The sequence below is a fragment of the Breoghania sp. genome, assembly GCF_030066895.1.
GTDB lineage: Bacteria > Pseudomonadota > Alphaproteobacteria > Rhizobiales > Stappiaceae > Breoghania.
This window is the reverse complement of the sequence record NZ_JASJAV010000007.1, coordinates 19,863-33,753: the sequence shown is the minus strand read 5'-3', so window position 1 is coordinate 33,753 and position 13,891 is coordinate 19,863. Positions and strand designations below refer to the sequence as shown.

Annotated in this window: 14 protein-coding genes and 3 pseudogenes; 5 read left to right on the top strand and 12 right to left on the bottom strand. The window is 60.8% G+C overall.

The genetic code is table 11. The annotated features are described in order from the left end of the window. Positions 1-292 precede the first annotated feature (292 nt). Positions 293-565, bottom strand: coding sequence for a hypothetical protein (locus QNJ43_RS09300; protein WP_300469348.1), 273 nt, complete (start codon positions 563-565; stop codon positions 293-295). Between QNJ43_RS09300 and QNJ43_RS09295 the strand changes: the two genes are divergently transcribed. Further along, the gene (locus QNJ43_RS09295; RefSeq protein WP_300469346.1) at positions 552-788 is read left to right on the top strand and encodes a hypothetical protein; all 237 of its coding nucleotides are present in this window, start codon (positions 552-554) and stop codon (positions 786-788) included. The genes QNJ43_RS09300 and QNJ43_RS09295 overlap by 14 nt on opposite strands. A 156-nt stretch (positions 789-944) precedes the next feature. Here QNJ43_RS09295 and QNJ43_RS09290 read toward each other — a convergent pair whose 3' ends face one another. Next, positions 945-1,157, bottom strand: coding sequence for a hypothetical protein (locus tag QNJ43_RS09290; RefSeq protein WP_300469343.1), 213 nt, complete (start codon positions 1,155-1,157; stop codon positions 945-947). Further along, positions 1,151-1,681 carry an alpha/beta fold hydrolase gene (locus QNJ43_RS09285; RefSeq protein ID WP_300469341.1) on the bottom strand — a complete coding sequence of 177 codons (531 nt, stop codon included), beginning with the start codon at positions 1,679-1,681 and terminating at the stop codon, positions 1,151-1,153. The genes QNJ43_RS09290 and QNJ43_RS09285 overlap by 7 nt, the downstream gene beginning before the upstream one ends. Before the next feature lie 319 nt (positions 1,682-2,000). On the opposite strand from QNJ43_RS09285, the gene QNJ43_RS09280 reads away from it, so the two are divergent. Further along, complete coding sequence (locus QNJ43_RS09280; protein ID WP_300469339.1) at positions 2,001-3,026, top strand: glycosyltransferase; 1,026 nt, start codon at positions 2,001-2,003, stop codon at positions 3,024-3,026. On the opposite strand, the gene QNJ43_RS09275 is transcribed toward QNJ43_RS09280, so the two are convergent. Together QNJ43_RS09275 and QNJ43_RS09270 are read right to left on the bottom strand one after the other, a co-directional pair. Further along, positions 3,014-3,145, bottom strand: a complete 132-nt coding sequence (locus QNJ43_RS09275; protein ID WP_300469337.1) for a hypothetical protein — start codon at positions 3,143-3,145, stop codon at positions 3,014-3,016. The genes QNJ43_RS09280 and QNJ43_RS09275 overlap by 13 nt on opposite strands. Further along, positions 3,127-3,693, bottom strand: coding sequence for a polysaccharide deacetylase family protein (locus QNJ43_RS09270; protein WP_300469335.1), 567 nt, complete (start codon positions 3,691-3,693; stop codon positions 3,127-3,129). Before QNJ43_RS09270 ends, QNJ43_RS09275 begins: the two co-directional genes overlap by 19 nt. A 170-nt stretch (positions 3,694-3,863) precedes the next feature. Here QNJ43_RS09270 and QNJ43_RS09265 point away from each other — a divergent pair, with 170 nt between their 5' ends. Further along, positions 3,864-5,087 carry a hypothetical protein gene (locus QNJ43_RS09265; RefSeq protein ID WP_300469333.1) on the top strand — a complete coding sequence of 408 codons (1,224 nt, stop codon included), beginning with the start codon at positions 3,864-3,866 and terminating at the stop codon, positions 5,085-5,087. On the opposite strand, the gene QNJ43_RS09260 is transcribed toward QNJ43_RS09265, so the two are convergent. The 7 genes and pseudogenes from QNJ43_RS09260 to rmuC all read right to left on the bottom strand — a co-directional run. Then, positions 5,077-5,628: a hypothetical protein gene (locus QNJ43_RS09260; protein ID WP_300469331.1), complete on the bottom strand. Its 552-nt coding sequence runs from the start codon at positions 5,626-5,628 to the stop codon at positions 5,077-5,079. The genes QNJ43_RS09265 and QNJ43_RS09260 overlap by 11 nt on opposite strands. A gap of 65 nt (positions 5,629-5,693) precedes the next feature. Beyond that, entirely contained in the window at positions 5,694-5,984 is a 291-nt protein-coding gene (locus tag QNJ43_RS09255; RefSeq protein WP_300469329.1) for a hypothetical protein, read from the bottom strand. A 60-nt stretch (positions 5,985-6,044) separates the two neighbouring features. Then, positions 6,045-6,299: a hypothetical protein gene (locus QNJ43_RS09250; RefSeq protein ID WP_300469327.1), complete on the bottom strand. Its 255-nt coding sequence runs from the start codon at positions 6,297-6,299 to the stop codon at positions 6,045-6,047. Continuing rightward, on the bottom strand, positions 6,260-7,003 hold the full coding sequence (locus tag QNJ43_RS09245) for a hypothetical protein (protein WP_300469325.1): 744 nt from the start codon (positions 7,001-7,003) through the stop codon (positions 6,260-6,262). The genes QNJ43_RS09250 and QNJ43_RS09245 overlap by 40 nt, the downstream gene beginning before the upstream one ends. Further along, positions 6,951-7,445: a hypothetical protein gene (locus QNJ43_RS09240; protein WP_300469323.1), complete on the bottom strand. Its 495-nt coding sequence runs from the start codon at positions 7,443-7,445 to the stop codon at positions 6,951-6,953. The genes QNJ43_RS09245 and QNJ43_RS09240 overlap by 53 nt, the downstream gene beginning before the upstream one ends. A 325-nt stretch (positions 7,446-7,770) precedes the next feature. Further along, positions 7,771-9,131 (bottom strand): annotated as a pseudogene (locus tag QNJ43_RS09235) (esterase-like activity of phytase family protein). Between the two features lie 424 nt (positions 9,132-9,555). After that, positions 9,556-10,611 (bottom strand): annotated as a pseudogene (rmuC, locus tag QNJ43_RS09230) (DNA recombination protein RmuC); the annotation flags it as partial. A 375-nt stretch (positions 10,612-10,986) separates the two neighbouring features. Between rmuC and ilvD the strand changes: the two are divergent. After that, positions 10,987-12,867, top strand: a pseudogene (gene ilvD / locus QNJ43_RS09225) (dihydroxy-acid dehydratase). 142 nt (positions 12,868-13,009) lie between these two features. Then, positions 13,010-13,537: a peptide deformylase gene (gene def / locus QNJ43_RS09220; protein WP_300469321.1), complete on the top strand. Its 528-nt coding sequence runs from the start codon at positions 13,010-13,012 to the stop codon at positions 13,535-13,537. The last annotated feature ends 354 nt before the right edge of the window (positions 13,538-13,891 follow it).

Sequence of the window (13,891 nt, the reverse complement as noted above, 5' to 3'; positions counted from 1 at the left end):
TTACGCCGATCCCGAAGAACACGAGAAGCACGAGAGCTGAAGCTCAGGCGGAAGGCTCGGTGTTGCCCGCAGTGCTGAAGCGCCGCAACAACTCCAGCACCTCGGCGCGGGATGCGGGCGGGGTCAGGTTGTGGTCCGCGTTCTCTATGATCGAGAATTCCGCATTGTCGTAGGCCGCGAGCCCCTTGAAGTTCTCGCCGAACCACTGCGTGAGATCGTGAAGTCCGCGGTCGCCTCTGCAGAATATCAGGCTGATGGGGACATGCCGGTCGCGCAGCGCCTTGAAGCGCGCCTAAATGACCCTGTTGAGCTGGAAATGGCGCGACGCTCCGCGCAGGATCGGCGCCAGTTTCCTGTCGGCGGCACGGGCAAAGGCCCCGCTGAGCCGATTGGCGACCCGTGACAGCGGCAGATCTCCGGACAGGACCCGCAACAGCATCCGCTTGTCGAGCATCTTGCGGCGATAGGTGTCGAGCGTCTGGATCGGCTCGCGCAACGAACTTTCGACATCCTCGCTCGGATCCCAGGCCAGTCGGCGGGTATTGATGGAGATGGCCCCCCGCAATGCGCTGATCCGCTTCCGCAGCAATGAGCGCAAGATAGGCTCCGCTGCATCGTCCGATCACGATTATCCGATCCGCGCCCGCGTCTCCCGTCAGCCAGTCGATGGCGGCTTTCACGTCATCGAGCTGCTGATCGGAATAGAGTACTTGGGACGGTTCCTGCGGCCAGAGCCGACTTTCGCCGATACCGGCAACGTCTATGCGAAGAGAGGTAAGGCCGGATGAGGCGAGCGCCCGGGTGAAGTCCACCGTCGAGCGTCCCTAGCCGACCGAATGGTCGTAGCCGGAATTCAGAAAAAGCAGAACCGTCTTCTAGGGGCGTGTTGTGGGCGTGGTGAAGGCTCCGAAAAACATGTCGCGCGGTCCAAAGCGCACGACCGTCTACTTGTAATGCTCTTCCTGCAGGCTCGCAGGCAGTTGCGAGGGGGAAGGCGCATCCGCAGAGCGCGGCGAGACGGGGAAGTGTTCGCCCATCCACGCCATGATGCCGTTGATTGCGGAGATCGGCACGATGGAGAGCGTGGGGTTGGATATGTAGTCGACATCGCCTTCAAAAGGCAGACGGTCGAGGACGGTTCCCTGGGCAGTCAGCACATCGGCGAGCTTGGCGTCTCCGGAATGATTTTCGCGCTCAACCAGCAGCGTGTGTCCGGCCTTGAGCGTTCCCCTTTTAGGAAATTCAGGCCTTTCAGTTCGGTGGTGGTCGCAGCCGAAAGGAAGAACCCGCCCGCCATCAATCCGCCTTGCGGTCCGTCGGATGCATCGACCAGGAAGGTCGGCTTCGTCATGGCCGTCCATGCGGTCAGCTCGCGCAGATAGCCGCGGCCCTGGGCAATCGGCGCCAGCAGAACGAGCCCGGCAAGATCGCTCTCGCGCGCCAGATCCATTGCCAATGCGCCGCCGATCCCTTTCCCCATGACAACGATGCGGTCGGGCGAGCACAGGCTGTTGATCTCATCGAGCGCGCGCCGCACGGCCTTTCGCCAGGCTTCCCCATCCTCAAGCTGCGCGCTGTCGCCGGCGGAGTTCACCGTCGCGGGATAGTCGATCCGCAATGTCGGGTAGCCTGCTGCGGCGAGCTTTTCCCCGAGAATGCGATAGGTCTTGCGCGAACACAATTCCTCGTAGCTCCCACGGGCTCAGCAGCAAGACCGCCGTGTCGCCCGGTGCGGCATGGAAAAATCCGACGATCTCGTCGGTGACTAACGGCACTGCGGGTTCCGTCATGTCGAGGGCTTCGTCGGCTTTCGAGAGTTCAAAACGGGGAGCATTCATCTGTGGGTACGCGGTCCTTCAAACGACATGGTACACGGTAACCGTCCGGGTATTCTTCGCCCATACGAGAGAGCACAATCCCTAATCTGCCTTTAATGATGCGTCAAAGATAGCAAGGTTAAGGTAACGCATGTTTGCGTTTGCCTGCCTTACCCCGTCTCGATGAGTCCCAGAGCGATGAACGTGCAGCATCCGGCCTCGATGGAAGTCATCTCGATTGCCATTGCCAGCATCGGCCGCCCCTCGCTTGCAGATATGCTGCACTCGCTTACCCGTCTGACGAAGACCCCCGCAACGACCTTTTCCGTTCTAGTTGCCGACGATTCCCGTGATGCCGCCGCCGCACGTGTCATCGAAGAGGCAGACCTTGGCGATCCTCCCGTGACCTGTCTGTCCGTGGCCTCCGGGAACATTTCTGCCGCCCGCAACGCCTTGCTGAATGCGGCCCATGGCGACTGGATCGCGCTTGTCGATGACGACGAATGGGTCGAACCCGATTGGCTGCTGCGGCTTCTGACCTGCGCCCGCAAATTCGAGGCGGATGTCATCATCGGCCACGTCTTTCTCAGATATCCCGACAGTGCTCCGGATTGGCTCGTGCGCGCGAACCCGCTCTACGATGACTTTGGCTACCGGGACAAAAGGCTTTCGACGGGGCGTGGCGGCAACACCCTGCTCAAGATCGACCTGGTTCGCCGCCTCGGTCTTCGTTTCGATCCGGCACTCGGGGTGACGGGCGGCGGGGATACGGCATTCTTTGCGGCCGCGTCCGCGCGCGGAGCCCGCATTTTTGCAACGGACGATGCCATCGCCCACGAGCATGTGCCGCAGGAGCGGCTGATGCCCTCCTACATTCTGAGCCGTGCGGTCCGCTCGGGGCAATCCTCCGCTCGGGGCAATCCTATGCCGATGCCTGCAGGGCCGATCATTCCGGGATCGTTCAGTCGGTCCTGTTCGCGCTGGATGCGGGGGCGAAGGTTTGCGCCGCGGCCGTTCCGGTGCTGGTGCTTCGGCCCGTTGATCGCGCGGCCTTCTTCTGTATGCGCCAGAAGCTTGTATGCGCCAGAAGCTTGCGCTCAATCTGGGAAAGTTGCGCTCCGTGCTGGGGCTTCCCCTGGCCCAGCTCTACAGGCAGCCGGACTAGGCATATTCCTTGCATATGACGGATGGGCCGGTCAGATCCGGTAGCGAACGCGCCGAAGCTGCGCGTAGACCGTTCCGCGCACGATCTGGCGCAGGCTGAGCCGCGGCGGCAGATCGCATTGCGGCTGAACGTGTCGGTTGCCGATCAACGTGGGCAGAACCATGCCCCGTCGCAGGAAAGTTCCCCGGAGCTTGTGTAGATGCGGTCGTAGTCGCACTGCTTCAGATGCGCCAGCAGGGCCTTGTCGAATCGGCCGAACGGAATGGTGGCTTCACGCACTGCGCATCCGGCCTCGTCCTCGATCTTGCAGCGCGCGTCGATCGTTCCCTTCCGCTGTCCGGCTTCATCGAGGACACTCCAGTCGACGTGATCCCAACCATGAGTGCCGATGCTCATTCCTGCGGCCACCATCTCGCGAAGCTGCGTGCCGCTCAGATAGCCGATCTTTTCGATCCGGCCCGCCAGGACGAAGAAGCGCGCGGTGCGGCCGTTTTGCAGAAGGGTTGGTAGACCGACCGCATGATCGGACAGGTTTCCGTCGTCGAACGTGATGCGTATCTTCACACCGCTTTTCGCCTCCAGCCCCGCAAGCGATCTGATCGTGTCCCGGAAAATGTCTTCGGTGACGAAGTAGCGTCCTTCGCCGGGAGCCTGTGAAACAATGGGCGCGCCAATACCGTGAAAGGTGAGTGCGAGGGTTCTGGCCAGCATGTGTCTTGTTCGTCTTTCTGCATTCGCCGGATAGCGGGATCTACCGATTATCGCGCATAGGTTTTAATCCGGTCGGAAGATCAACATGGTATCGATCTGCCTCCGGCTCATGACGCAGGCCTGTCACGGTGCTTCGCGGGCTACGGTCGCACTCCGCTTCGGGACGAACAATGCCGAAACAACCATCTAGTCCCGATGAGGAACCGCAAAGCCAGGTCGCCGCACTCATTGCGCGTGTCAGGCGGTCGCCGCTGGTCGCCAACACGATTTCCTACACGATCAATTTCGGCCTGCAGCTCGTAATCCAGCTCTTCTTCTTCATGCTGGTCTCGCGTTCTCTGGGTGCGAGCGGTTACGGCGTGTTCGTGAGCATCACCAGCGTTTCGATCATCGCCGGCCTTATCATCGGTCTTGGCAGCGAATACCTGCTTGTCCAGCGCGTCGCCGTCGATCCGAAGTCGTTCCCACTCTATTTCGGTCAATCGCTGATCATGATGGCGGTGACCTTTCCCCTCGTCGCCGTGCCAACGCTGTTCTTCCTGCACTATCTGATCGGGGATGCGATCGAGTTGCTGCCGCTGTGCATCCTCTCGCTTTCCGACCTGCTGTTCACCCGCCTCATCGTATTGGCGGCGAATGCCTACATGGCCTTCGACAGGGTGCACAAACAGCTCTTCATCAACGTGTTCACGGCGGCCTCCAAGCTCTGCTTTCTGATCGCCGCCTCGACCTTCTCGCATCTGACCGTCGATATCTGGGCCTGGTGGTTCTTCGTCTCCGGCGCGCTTTCCGCCGCCGTGGCCATGACGCTGGTGGTCCGCGATCTCGGACGTCCGGTTTTCGGGTTCGTGCGCGAGGACCTGAAGCTGAGCGGCCTTTACTGCATCGAATTCCTGTCCATCGGCAGTATGAGAGATATCGACAAGCCCGTCGTCGTGCATGCGTTGGATGCCGGGGTTCGGCGGTCAGTATGCGGCCGGGTTCCGGATCATGGATGCAGCCTCCGCGCCGGTGCGCGCCTTTCTTTATGCGACTACAACCCGGCACTTCCGCTATGCAGAAGGCGGCCGCAACAGTTCCATCGCCTTCGGACTGAGGCTTCTGCCCATTGCCACAGGCCTTGCCATTCCCGTCGCCGTCGTCCTGTTCTTCGTGGTCGACTACATTCCGCTGGTCATCGGCGCCGACATATTGCGCGCCATCGGGCTTCAGACCATCCGCATGTCGCTTCTCATCGCGATGAGCCTGCTCTTATTCCCGTCGTCTGGTTCGGCGCGACGGTGGGCGGATTGCTGGGCGCGGCGGTGATGTGGTTTGCCCTGCAGATCGTGCTGATCATCCTGACCTGGGTCATCGTCCTCAGGCAGAAGACCGGCCCGTCCCTCAAGGATTAGGGCTTCGGTAGCTTAGTCCGCCGGTCGCATTGAGTGCGGTGACAGTCCCGTTCGGAGTAACATCGGCGGCAGCCCGATGGCGCTGCTTCAAGGCGACGATTTTCTTAGCGCCCGGCGCCAGATGGAACCAATCGTCACTGGGCCGGAATCCATCATCCACGATATTAACCGACTGTGTGAAACGGGTTGTTGCGAGACGCAAGGTCCAGTCTCCCGTTTCGGTTGCTTCCACGGAAATATCGATCTCCGGCTCGATGCGTGCTGCGGGTACGCCATGCGGAAAATGGAACGCTTCGGCAAGCGTATGCTCCGTGTCGCGATCGACCAGCCGAGCCACCGTTACGTCGTGTGACACTGGACCGAAGCGATAGGCGTAGGTCGTGTCGAAGAAGGCCTCGAACAGGTCCGTGGCGGGGAGTTCGAGTACCTGGCGCGGATCGAGGGCCATATCCAGCTGACCGGAAACAACCGGTGTCTTTCCCTCGCGCAGACAGGCGATCGAGACGGTGATGTCCCGCTTGGTCCCGGTTTCGTTTGTCACATGGACGGCAAGTCCGTTCGTGCCTTCGTCGGTCAGAGCGATCTGGAGGGGGCGGAAGGCGCGCTTCAGAGCATACCAGGCCGGTTTCGGCTCACCCGTCGCATCGATGACGCCCCAGCCGGGCCGGGCAGCAGATCCTGGAAAGTCCAGACTAGCGCTCCCGCACATGACGAAGCCACGCGATGCCATTCGGCGAAGGTGGCTTCCATTACCTCTCCGGTAACAATGCGCGACAGATCCAGATAGCGGGCCGGATCGCCATAGGGAAGTGCCGCCGGATCTTCGCCGTGGAGAAGCTTGAGGTAGTGATCTCGCACATCCTCGAAGTCCCATCCCACCCTGCGGTCGCGCGGCACCCGCGCCTTCCAGCGCTGATCGTGCCCAGATGCGACGGCCAGATGAGCATCGAGCGTTTCCTATTGCGGTATGTTCGAAAAAGCGAGGCACTCGGCGACAAACCGGACGTTGGCTCTGCGGGCATCCTCCAGCGGACGCTGATAGGCCCCGACCCCGTAATAATGCGCAATGCCTGCATTCGGTGAAAACGGCATGGCGCCGCCGCAGGGCGAATTCGGCACATATGGAACGTCGGCCCGCATTCTCGCGGCGATTTCCGCAAGCACCGTCTCCGTCAGTTCCTCTTTCCAGCGGCTTTCCAGCAGGTCGAGCATGGCGACTTGCTGGTAGATCTAGCTGCCGCCGCAAAGGACTGTGAGCGAGGGAGAGCTTGTGTCGCGTCAAGAACCTGCCGCGCCTCCTTGTGCACGCTGTCGACGAAGGCTTCGTCCTTGATCGGGTAGTCGTAATTGGCGAACTGGAAATCCTGCCAGACCATCACGCCGAGCTCGTCGCACAGGGCGAAGAACTCCGCGCTCTCGTATGCCATCGTTCCGCCGATGCGCAGCATGTTCATGCCCGCCTCGACCGCAAGCTCAAACCAATGGCAATAGCTTTTGCGACCGCCCGGCAGATCGATGATATCCGCCGTCGTCCAGACCGCGCCGCGGCAGAAGACGTCGACACCATTGATCTTCAGCGAAAATACCTGTCCGTCGTCGCCCCGATCCACGTCGATGCGGCGAAAGCCGGTGCGTGCGAGATCAAAGCTTTGGCTTCCAATCTCCAGCCGAACGTTCTGGAGAGCGGGCGTCCCGTGCGTATGGGGCCACCAGGGCGCGACACCGGGGATCGAGAGATCCGCGTGCCAGATGCCGTCATCCTGACGGATCGTTTCGGTTCTGGCTCCGGCGCAATAAATCGCCGGTTCGCCGTCAATCCCGGTGGTTGAAAAGGCAAGCGACAGTGTCCCCGTGCCATCGTCCTCAAGGCGTGTCGCAAGCTTTGTGACAACAACTTCGGCCTCGTTTCTCTTCACCAGCAAAATCGGCCACCATGGGTCGACCGCGTGAATCTCGGCGCACCAATCCGGGCATGTGACCGAGAAGCGTGGTCCGGATCAAGCGCAGTCCCTCGGAAGAGGTAAGCTGAGGGCGCCAGCGGGCGCGCGGGCCGCGAGCTTCAAGCCGCGGTGCGAGCGCCCGAAAGCAGATTGCCAGAACGTTCGTTGCGTGCGCGTCCACCTCGATGTCATGGACGAGAAACATGCTCTCGCTGGACAGCACTTTCTCACCGTTCCAGTAGACCTCTGCGATCGTGGCAAGGCCCTCGAGGACGAGAATCCTCGACCCCGGACCGCTCAGCTCCACATTGGTGAGGTACCAGGCATCCTTGTCGTACAGCGGTGTTGGGATCTCGATGGAGTAACGTCCGGCCGCCTCGAACGGGCTCGCCACCGTGCCCGGAACGTGGGCCGGCATTCAGTCCGTAGCGGTCGCAAGCTCGTCCAGTAAGGCAGTGGAAATGACTTGCGCTCCTGAATATCGCAGACCCGCTTCGCCCGGGCGCACCAGCGTGAGAATGACCTGAACTCGGGCCTCAGACCCGATCGCCGCAAAGCCCTGCGCCGCTCCCTCGATTGATAGGACCTTAACTCAATGTAACTGTAAAGTTAGTATTCTAGTGATATGGCGATAAGTCAATCCGGAAAGTCGGAGCCACCTCCCGCCGACAGCCTGCCAAACGAAAAACCCCGCCTGCCTTTCGGCAGATGGGGGCATACTCGATCGGGATTTCCGGTCGAGTTCAGTGCGCCTTGAGGAAGTCGCCGACCTTCAGGATCACCATCTCGTTATTGTCGCGCTCGACAAGGTCACGCCCCTTGGAGCAAGGGGAAGTTGTTGTCGTTGCCGACGATGATCGTCTCCTCATTGACCATGTCGACGTCCTCGATCGTCACGAACGGGAAGGTGAAGCGGCCGTCCTCGCGCTTGCCGAGGCGGGCAACGCCTTTCGGATCCTTGATGCCCATTAGATCGATGTAGCCGATCTTCTTCACCGGCTGGCCGTCTTCCACGCCGTTGATATCGATCAGATAGATGCGCTTGAACTTCGCCGGGTTGGTCAAGCAGTCTTCGGTTTCGCCGTTCTTGCAGGCCTTCTCCGCATCGCCCTGGCCGCCGTCGCGCTCGATCGCCAGACCGCGCGTCTCGTCGATCATGTTGAAGTCGCCGATGGCGTGGTTGTCGGCGGCAAACGGATAGAGCTAGGAGCGGCCGGTCCACTCGCCCTTGGCGACGTCGAACTCGACGATGCGCGAGGCATCGACGCCGTTCACCTTCTCATAGGCTCATAGGCGCCTTCGGTCTTGTCCCACAGCGGGCCTTCCAGCAGGCCATAGAGCTTGGAGCCGTCCATGGAGGCGGCGAAACCCTCAAAGCCCTTGGAGCGCTTGAGGTTGTAGTCCGGGCGCCCACCGTAAGGATTGGGGAGCTGAATGGCGTAATTGTCGGGCGAACGCACCGTCTCGCCGTTGACCGTGGTCTCGAAGAAGTCGGTGACCTTGCCGCTTTGCGCATCGACGGCGATGACATAGGGGGCCGAATTAGTCGCCGATATAGATCTTGGCCGATCGGCTGGAAACCCTCGATGTTGATATCCACACCCGTCAGATAGCGGCTCTCGCTGCCCTCGTTGATGATCACGAAGGGGATGACCTTGTCGAGATCGGAGATGAAGGTGGTCTTCACCATCTCGATCTCGCCCGTTTCGAAATCCAACTTGATCGTGTGGTACATCAGCATGGCGTCCGGCGAGTTCACCTTCTTGCCGAAGCCGTTGTCGGTGCCGACGAAGTAGGTGTCGTCACCCATCGTCTTGATGCCGGAAAAGCCCTGCACGGGCTGACCGTTGAAGGGTAGGGCCGCGCCGTCGGTCGGCTCGGCGGAAACGCGCATCGGCGCCTTGCCGGTGTACTTGCCGGAAACCTTGAGGCTTTCCGAAGCATCGGCCGGGGCCGGGATCAGTGTTTCGGCCGGAAGCACCGTGTGACCGGCGAGAACGGCGTCAAACGCCTTGCTCTCATCGGCGCTGGCGGCCGTCGTGGTGGCCAGAGAGGTGGCAAGGGCGGTGGAAAGAAGCAGGCCTGCGGTCAGGAAGTTTCGCATCGTCGCATCCCCGAGATTTGGCTGTCATGAAAGGCGGGAGTGGCGGGCGCTGCCTGGGAGGTGGGTGGCTGCCCGGCCGACGCGATATTTAGAAACTTCGTGTGATAGGAAGATTACACAGCCGCCTAAGTGATTGAGACCTCGGCGTTAAAAATGGGTAGAGCGCGTTCTATTGTTGATGCCGGTTTTGCTGGGATTTCGCGTGCGGCCCATCCTTCGAGATGGTCGCTTTCGCGATCTCCTCAGGATGACGTTATCGGGTGGGTAGCGCCGTTAGCAGATCGCCGAATTTAAAGGGTTGCCGACAACTCAAATCCTTTTTCGCCAAAGTCTGCCACACATTCAATGTCATCCTGAGGAGGTCGCGAAAGCGACCGTCTCGAAGGATGGGCCACAAACACGAAACGCTGCCCGCGCATCCATTTTACCCGGCTCTCGCGCTGCCGGGTTCTGCCCGTTTTAACGGGATCGGCAACACGTCCTCGGACGTCTCGTCCGCAACATCGGCAACAGACCGCCGGGCCTCTTCCTCCTCATCCAGGTCCAGCGCATCGATTCGCTCACTGCGGCGGCTGATCTTGCCGGCGGATGTGAGGATCTGCTCGATCGCTTCCCCGGTTTGTCTGTGGCGCTGCTGCAGCTTGGCGACCCGGTCTTCCAGCCGCCCGACATCCTCCATCAGGAAGCGGACTTCCGACTGAACGACATGGGCCTGTTTGCGCATGCGCAGGATCGACTGGATCACCTGGATCGACAGCATGAGCAGCGACGGTGAAACGATCACCACCCGCGCCCGATTCGCCTTCTGCACGATATCGGCGAAGTTCTCGTGCAGCTCCGCAAACAGCGATTCCGAGGGCACGAACATGAAGGCCGTGTCCTGCGTTTCTCACGCGATCAGGTAACGCTCGTGAATATCCAGCACATGCTTGGCCACGTCCCGGCGGAACTGCTGGGCGGCGGCCTTCGCATCGTCATCTTCGTCATGCAGGCGGTTGAAAGTCTCCAGCGGGAACTTCGCGTCGATGACCAGCGGCGGTGCGCCGTTCGGCATGTGAATGACGCAATCGGGGCGGCTCCCGGTCGATAGCGTCGCCTGGAACGTATAGGCCGTCTCAGGCAGGGCGTCCTGGATGATCACTTCCATCCGCCCCTGACCGAAAGCCCCGCGCGCTTGCTTGTTCGACAGGATCTGCTGCAATTCGCCGACCTGTCCGGATAAGTTCTTAATGATCTTCTGCGCCCGGTCGATGATGCCGAGCCGCTCGTGCAGAGCCCCAAGGCTCTCCTGCGTGATCTTTGAGGACTGTGCCATCGACTGGCCAAGCTTGTGTCCGAACCCGTCGAGCCGCTCGTTGACGGAGCGCATCAGGTCCGATTGCCGGGTTCCCAGATGCTCCGCCATCGACTGCATGCGCCCGGTCATCTCGGCCTGGATCTTCAGTAGCGTATCGATGCGCGCTTCCAGTTCGCGCGCGTGAAAGCGTGCGGCCCGCTCCGAACGCCGCCATCCGCGCGCCAGGGAAAGAGAGACAAGAAGCAGGATCACGAGAAGGCAAAGTTCGACGAGATCTCGCGCCCGGAAAACTGAAAAAGCGGTGCCGAAAAATCCATGAAACAAACATAGAACGATTCGGGGCGATGATGCCTCTCGCTCTTCTCAAGCCGCGATTTCAGATTCGCATTATTCGCAAAGAACCGAATGATCGATGCGCCTTTGCGCATCATTGTTGCGTGTCAAATCGCCTCTTGCCGTACCGCTTTCCCTTAACTCAGGCCTTCCTAATGCCCGGGAAAGCTGCCAAAAGAGGTGCAGCCAGCCATAAGAACAGCCAAGAGTTTAAGAGGTTCGCCCATGCCCGCCTATCGTTCCCGCACTTCCACGCACGGCCGAAACATGGCCGGTGCGCGCGGTTTGTGGCGCGCAACCGGCATGAAGGACGGCGATTTCGGCAAGCCGATCATTGCCATCGCCAACTCCTTCACCCAGTTCGTGCCCGGACACGTTAACCTGAAGGATCTGGGACAGCTCGTCGCCTGAGAAATCGAGAAGGCGGGCGGCGTCGCCAAGGAATTCAACACCATCGCCGTCGATGACGGCATCGCCATGGGCCACGACGGCATGCTCTACTCGCTGCCTTCGCGCGAGATCATCGCCAACAGCGTGGAATACATGGTCAATGCCCATTGCGCCGATGCGCTGGTCTGCATTTCCAATTGCGACAAGATCACGCCGGGCATGCTGATGGCGTCCATGCGCCTGAACATTCCGGTCATCTTCGTTTCCGGCGGTCCGGGCGGTCCGATGGAAGCCGGCAAGGTGGTGCTGGAAAACGGCGAGACGAAATCCGTCGACCTGATCGACGCGATGATCGTCGCCGTCGACAACAAGCTGTCGGACGCCGATGTCCAGACCTACGAGCAGAACGCCTGCCCGACCTGCGGCTCCTGCTCCGGCATGTTCACCGCCAACTCCATGAACTGCCTGACCGAGGCGCTGGGTCTCGCGCTGCCGGGCAACGGCACGACGTTTGCCACCCATGCCGACCGCAAGCGGCTCTTCGTGGAGGCTGGTCACCTGATCGTCGATCTGGCGCGCCGCTATTACGAGCATTACGAGCAGGACGATGAAAGCGTGCTGCCGCGCTCCATCGCCACTGTGCCGGCATTCGAGAACGCCATGTCGCTGGATATTGCCATGGGCGGGCTCCACCAACACGGTGCTTCATCTGCTCGCCGCCGCTCAAGAAGGCGAAGTCGACTTCACCATAGCCGATATCGACCGCCTGTCGCGCCGGGTTCCGGTGCTGTGCAAGGTTTGCGCCGTTGGTTGCCAACGTGCATGTCGAGGACGTTCACCACGCAGGCGGCATCATGGGCATTCTGGGTGAGCTCGAGCCCGCCGGTCTTCTGGATGCCTCCGTCAAGACGGTTCATGCCGAGACGATGGTCGATGCGTTGGACCGCTGGGACGTGAAGCGCACCAACTCTCCCTCGGTTCAGGAATTCTTCCGTGCGGCCCCCGGCGGCGTGCCGACGCAAGTTGCCTTCAGTCAGGACCGGCGCTACGACGAGGTCGATACCGACTGTCAGTCCGGCATCATCCGCGACTACGACCACGCCTTCCCCAAGGACGGCGGTCTGGCGGTGCTCTACGGCAATCTTGCCGAGGACGGCTGCATCGTGAAGACGTCCGGCGTCGATGAAAGCATCCTGACCTTCACCGGCCCCGCCCGCATTTGCGAGAGCCAGGATCAGGCGGTGAGCGACATCCTGACCGGCAAGATCAAGCCCGGCGACATCGTGCTGGTGCGTTACGAGGGCCCGAAGGGCGGCCCCAGCATGCAGGAAATGCTCTGTCCGACGAGCTACCTGAAGTCGAAGGGCCCTCGGCAAGGCCTGCGTGCTGATCACCGACGGTCGCTTCTCCGGTGGCTCCTCGGGGCTTTCTATCGGCCACGCCTCGCCGGAAGCGGTCGAGGGCGGCACCGTCGATCTGGTGGAAGAGGGCGATACGATCGAGATCGATATCCCCAACCGCACCATTCATCTGGCGGTCTCCGACGAGGATCTCGCCAAGCGTCGCGCCGCGATGGAAGCCAAGGGCAAGGACGTCTGGAAGCCCGCCAAGCCGCGTTCGCGCAAGATCACTCCCGCACTGCGGGCCTACGGCGCACTGGCAACCTCGGCGGCGCGCGGCACCGTGCGCGATGTCAGCCAGGTGGAACGCCACTAGTCGCAGACAGGAATTGATGTCCCGAGCCCCCGGTCCGGGGCATCTCCTTCAACTTACGGACGGCGTGTTTTTCGCCGTTTTCAGCCTGTTTCCGTATATCTCGAGATTGACCGCCGGCTTCAGATCCCCTATCTGATGGTTCATGGCCAAACGCGACATCCTCCTCCTCCCCGACGCCATGCTGCGTCAGATCTCCAAGCCGATTGAAAAGGTGGACGGCGATATTCGTCAGCTCGCTGACGATATGCTCGAGACCATGTACGATGCACCGGGCATTGGTCTGGCGGCAATCCAGATTGCCATCCCGAAGCGGTTGCTGGTGCTCGACGTCGCCAAGGACGATCAGCCCAAGGACCCGAAGGTTTTCATCAATCCGGAAATCGTCTGGTCGTCGGAGGACAAGTCCGTCTACCGGGAAGGGTGCCTCTCCATCCCCGAATATTACGAGGATGTGGAACGTCCGGCCAAGGTTCGGGTGAAGTTCCTCGATCGCGAGGGCAATGAATGCGAGCTGGAGGCCGATGGCCTGCCGGCGACCTGTCTCCAGCATGAGATCGACCACCTGAACGGCGTTCTGTTCATCGATCACATCTCACGGCTGAAGCGTGAGCGCGTGGTGAAGAAGTTCGCCAAGCAGGCACGCCACGAAAAGCAGCGCGCCAGCGCCTGAGCACCGGCGTAACCGCTCCAAGATAAACTATCTCCGTTTCGTCAGGACGCAGGGCCGCACAGAGGGCCCCGGGCGCGGCGCCGCGACCAGTCTCCACCCGCGTCGAGATCTCCTTCTGTGCATGTCATCGTGCGCGGCCGGTGAGGCGTGTCCATATTTCTGTCCCGCATTCGGCAATCGATAAGGCGCGTTCGGGAGGCGCGGGACAAGTGCGTTCCGAGCATCTCTCAATCCAGCATTAGTAAATATAAATATTATTTATTACGTAGTCCTAAATATATTGCGAATTAACATAATTTTACGCAACGGGATTAGAGTTAATTCATGGGGTAGAGCGTCCAAGTAACGCTTTAT

Bases quoted from the DNA above. Each gene is read 5' to 3' on its own strand.
- QNJ43_RS09270 (WP_300469335.1), bottom strand. From the start codon at position 3,693: ATGCTGGCCAGAACCCTCGCACTCACCTTTCACGGTATTGGCGCGCCC.
- def (WP_300469321.1), top strand. From the start codon at position 13,010: ATGGCCAAACGCGACATCCTCCTCCTCCCCGACGCCATGCTGCGTCAG.
- QNJ43_RS09280 (WP_300469339.1), top strand. From the start codon at position 2,001: ATGAGTCCCAGAGCGATGAACGTGCAGCATCCGGCCTCGATGGAAGTC.
- QNJ43_RS09265 (WP_300469333.1), top strand. From the start codon at position 3,864: ATGCCGAAACAACCATCTAGTCCCGATGAGGAACCGCAAAGCCAGGTC.
- QNJ43_RS09295 (WP_300469346.1), top strand. From the start codon at position 552: ATGGCCCCCCGCAATGCGCTGATCCGCTTCCGCAGCAATGAGCGCAAG.
- QNJ43_RS09275 (WP_300469337.1), bottom strand. From the start codon at position 3,145: ATGGTTCTGCCCACGTTGATCGGCAACCGACACGTTCAGCCGCAATGC.
- QNJ43_RS09250 (WP_300469327.1), bottom strand. From the start codon at position 6,299: ATGCTCGACCTGCTGGAAAGCCGCTGGAAAGAGGAACTGACGGAGACG.
- QNJ43_RS09240 (WP_300469323.1), bottom strand. From the start codon at position 7,445: ATGCCGGCCCACGTTCCGGGCACGGTGGCGAGCCCGTTCGAGGCGGCC.